Origin of the sequence: Synechococcus sp. R6-7, assembly GCF_047461695.1 — a bacterium.
Taxonomy (GTDB): domain Bacteria; phylum Cyanobacteriota; class Cyanobacteriia; order Thermostichales; family Thermostichaceae; genus Thermostichus.
On record NZ_JANSHS010000519.1, the window covers coordinates 1 to 1,184 of the forward strand.

Consider the following 1,184-nt stretch of genomic DNA (forward strand, 5'->3'; position numbering starts at 1 on the left):
GTGAAGGGGGATCCATGGCACTCCTGGCTGCTCCCAACCGTGAACAAATCCTGCAGCGTAGGCAGCTTTTGCGTCGGCAACGGCGCAGCCGATTCTGGCAGGGATCCTGGCGCCTGACCGGTTCGATGACCCTCTTGGCGCTGCTGGTGCTGGGCCTACGGCAGCCCCACTGGCAAATTCGTCAGCCAGAACAGATTCAGGTAAAGGGTGCCCACTGGGTCGATCCCGCCTGGATACGGGCACAATTGCCCCTGCAGTATCCCCTCAACATTTGGCAGGTGCAACCGGCTGTTTTGGAAAGGGCTTTGCTGGGATCCCCAACCCGCCCCTCTCCCATCGAAAGCGTCCAGGTGCAGCGACGGCTGCTGCCGGTGGGTGTCATCGTCCAGGTGCGAGAACGGCAACCTGTTGCGCGGGCGCGATGGGGCGACCAGATGGGCTGGGTGGATGTCCAGGGCAACTGGCTGTCTCCCGATCCCTACCGTTCCCCCGCGTCTTGGCCTGAGCTGGAGCTGCTGGGCTGGGAGAACCACACCCCAGACCAATGGGCGCTGTTGCTCAGGGCTTTACAGCAGTCTGAAATTCAGATTAGGGCAGTGGATTGGCAATCTGGAGCGGAGATCACCCTGCATACTGAGCTGGGCAACGTCTACCTGGGGCCAATTTCCGACCGCTTGCCCTTGCAAATTCAGACCCTCAACCAAATGCGGGATCTGCGCCGCTACTGCGAGTGTACGCCCGACGACATCGTCCACATTGACCTGACCAGCCCCAGTGTGCCCACCTTGCAACTTACCCCCACGGCCACCCAGGAGCGCTGGAAAGACCTGCGAATGCCCTAGCTTTGCTATGAACCCGGTGCCGGCGGTGGAGGTGAACCAATTGTGGACAGCTTATCCCGGTCATCCGCCGGTGCTGCAAGGGCTGGATCTACGGGTCGAGGTTGGGCAACATCTGGGGGTGATCGGCCCCAATGGCGCGGGTAAAACTACCCTGTTCCTCACCCTCTGCGGCCTGTTGCCCCCCTGCTCCGGCCAGGTGAGCTTGTTTGGCCAGCCACTGCGGCCCGGCCAGTTTCGCCCCGAGGTGGGGCTGGTGTTTCAGGATCCCAACGACCAACTGTTTGCCCCATCGGTGGCCGAAGATGTGGCCTTCGGACTGCGCAATTTGGCCCGTCCTGAGGG

The 1,184-nt window shown here is 62.1% G+C and carries 2 protein-coding genes; both read left to right on the top strand.

The features are described 5' to 3' along the window. The coding region (locus NW815_RS13670; RefSeq protein ID WP_414416130.1) for a cell division protein FtsQ/DivIB at nucleotides 1–842 on the top strand (842 nt) is incomplete at its 5' end. A gap of 7 nt (nucleotides 843–849) precedes the next feature. After that, on the top strand, nucleotides 850–1,184 hold a 335-nt coding region (locus NW815_RS13675; protein WP_414416131.1), incomplete at its 3' end, for an energy-coupling factor ABC transporter ATP-binding protein.